The organism is Kordia sp., from assembly GCF_045105435.1.
In the GTDB taxonomy this organism is placed as follows: domain Bacteria; phylum Bacteroidota; class Bacteroidia; order Flavobacteriales; family Flavobacteriaceae; genus Kordia.
Genome location: NZ_JBGCDL010000023.1, coordinates 1 through 2,601 on the forward strand (window position 1 = coordinate 1; position 2,601 = coordinate 2,601).

Annotated in this window: 4 protein-coding genes; 1 reads left to right on the top strand and 3 read right to left on the bottom strand. The window is 34.3% G+C overall.

Annotation, left to right across the window (positions count from 1 at the left end; genetic code table 11):
* The coding region (locus AB8B65_RS00980; RefSeq protein WP_405298924.1) for a cytochrome-c peroxidase at positions 1-755 on the bottom strand (755 nt) is incomplete at its 3' end.
* A 154-nt stretch (positions 756-909) separates the two neighbouring features.
* Between AB8B65_RS00980 and AB8B65_RS00985 the strand changes: the two genes are divergently transcribed.
* Positions 910-1,107, top strand: coding sequence for a hypothetical protein (locus AB8B65_RS00985; RefSeq protein ID WP_405298921.1), 198 nt, complete (start codon positions 910-912; stop codon positions 1,105-1,107).
* Positions 1,108-1,195: 88 nt separating this feature from the next.
* Here the strand turns inward: AB8B65_RS00985 and AB8B65_RS00990 are convergent, their stop codons facing one another.
* On the bottom strand, positions 1,196-1,825 hold the full coding sequence (locus AB8B65_RS00990; protein ID WP_405298922.1) for a response regulator: 630 nt from the start codon (positions 1,823-1,825) through the stop codon (positions 1,196-1,198).
* Positions 1,822-2,601, bottom strand: a 780-nt coding sequence (locus AB8B65_RS00995) for a sensor histidine kinase (RefSeq protein WP_405298923.1), incomplete at its 5' end; no start/stop codon positions are given. The genes AB8B65_RS00995 and AB8B65_RS00990, both read right to left, overlap by 4 nt.

Here is a 2,601-nt window from a genome sequence, read left to right on the forward strand (position 1 = left end):
GGATCAATTGCTAGTCCATTGTTTCTAAATGATTGATCGGTAAATAATTCGCCCGAATGGCAAGAAGCACATTTTTGATTGAATAATTCCATGCCTTGCGTTTCGTTGGCAGTTAAGGTTACGTTTCCTTCGTTGCGACGAAATTTGTCGTATTTACTGTTACCTGTCACCATCATTACCATAAATTGCGATAAGGCTTTTAAGATATTTTCTGAATTTATTTCTCCGTTTTCAAATGCTTCACGAAACAATCGCGGATAATCAGGATGTGCTTGTAATTTTGCGATGATGTTTGTAAATGTCTCATTCATTTCTACATCAGTTGTGATAGGAATGATTGGTTGCATGTCTAAATGGATAGCAGCGCCATCCCAATTAAATTCGTTCTGAAAAGCTAAATTGTGAAGCGGTTGTGCGTTTCTGCTTCCTAATGCGCCATCAACTCCGTGACTTATAATGTGTGTGTGATGTGTGAATGCAAATTCTTGAATATGGCAAAATCCGCAAGCAACAACGTTATCAGAAGCCAAACGACCTTCGTAAAATAAGCGTCTTCCCAATTCAAAACCAGTTTCCGTTGGCGGATTGGCTTCAATATCATACACTAAAGTTGGGAAATTAGATGGAATATTAAAATCCAACAGCACCTTTCGGAATTCGCCAATTTCTTGACCAGGAATTTCCTCATAAGGTTCGTCTTTGCATGCCACAAATAGTAGCGCAACAAGTACGTAGATGTAATAGTTGAATTTCATAGCTGTCGCTAAGATACCAAATGTCTTGTGATTGGGCAAAATGTTAACATTTAGCAGTATTCATGCTATTATTTGCAAGGAATACTGCAATTTGAACGATTCCGTGTGTCAAATTCCAAACTACTTTTGAATAAAATCACAAAACATAGAAATTATGAAAAAACAAGGAATGAAAAGCAAATTGAGTTTGAAGAAAAATGTAGTATCAAACTTCGAGGTAGACACTGTAAAAGGAAAAGGTCCTGAAACGGCAACTTGTGAATGCTTTACGAGAGGAAAAAATTGTAAAACATACATAGTAACGCAGGATGGTTGTGCAACGTATTGGTGTACACAATATGGATGTCAATAATAGGACTTTTTTTCTAGTTTTATTTTAAAAAGCTCTCACAGTATTTACACAAAAATTTTAGGTTTAATGTGTAATACTGTGAGTTTTTTTAGATCATTTTTTTCTCGTTTGCCAACTGAATGGCTTCTGCTTTGGAGTTTACGTGTAGTTTTTGGTAAATGTTTCGAATATGTGTGCGAACCGTCGTTTTAGACACAAACAATTCTTCCGCAATAGTACTGTACGTTTTTCCTTTGGCAAGTAATGTTAACACCTCTTTTTCACGTTTTGATAAGGTATTATCTTGGTGATTTAATTGAAAAGATTCAACGACCATTTTGGCAATTTTATTGCTCATTGGTGCGCCACCTTTTTCCAAATCGGCCAGTGCTTTGTTGAGTTCGGGTAAGCCTAAACTTTTGGTTAAATATCCGCATGCGCCCGCTTTTAATGCTTCAAAAACCATATTGCTATCTTCAAAAACGGTCACAATAATCAATTCGGTTTTTGGAAATTGTTGTTTTATCATTTTTGTACCTTCAATTCCGTTGATGCCAGGCAAACCAATATCCATTAATACAATATCGGCATGGTTTCCCGATTTAAAATCGGCAAAAGCCGTTTCAAAATCTTCATAAACACCCAATAAAAAATACGTATCAAGTTGCTGAATGTAAGCGACCATATTTTCTCTAAAGATGGCATTGTCTTCTACGATAGAAATATATTTTTTGTTCATGATTCGTTCGTTTTTATCAGTTCGTCTTGTAAGTCTAAAATAAAAGTGTAAAAAACACCTTCCGGTTTTTCAATATGCATTTCGGCATTGATCATTTCCATACGTTTTTTAATGTTTTTTAAACCATTTCCATGAGATGAGTTCATTGTGTCAATTCCAATACCATTATCTTGAATTTGAACGGTGAATTTTGTGTCTTTTAAATGCACTTTAAAAATTACTTTTGTTGCTTTTGAATGTTTTATGATATTGGCTAGAATCTCTTTGAAAGCCAAAATCATGTTTCTGCTTTTTATGTATGAAATGTCAATAGGAATAATATCTATTTCTTGATATAGAAAGTCAATTTCGTCAAAAAGATCAAAGAAATTTTCGCCATAATCTCTTAGGTATTTACACAAACTTTCTATGTTGTTGTTTTTTGGATTTAATGACCAAACAAAGTCTTTGGCAGTATGATAAATTTCCTTAGAAAGCGACGTGATTTTGTCAACTTTGGGAGAAATTACTTTTTCGCTGTGTTTTAAATTGTTTGATAATCCGATGACAGACGCAATTTTATTTCCGATTTCATCATGGAAATCGCGGGCAACTTCTTCACGCAAGTTTTCTACTTTGTGTTCTAAAAAAATACGGCGATTAATTTCGTTAGACAAGTTTTCGTTTCTGCGTTTAATCACGCGTAAGCGATACCATAAAAACCCGAGTAAAATTAGTGTTATTGCAATAAAAATAAACACTTTTATGACTGTAATTTGATACCATTTGGGTTGAAT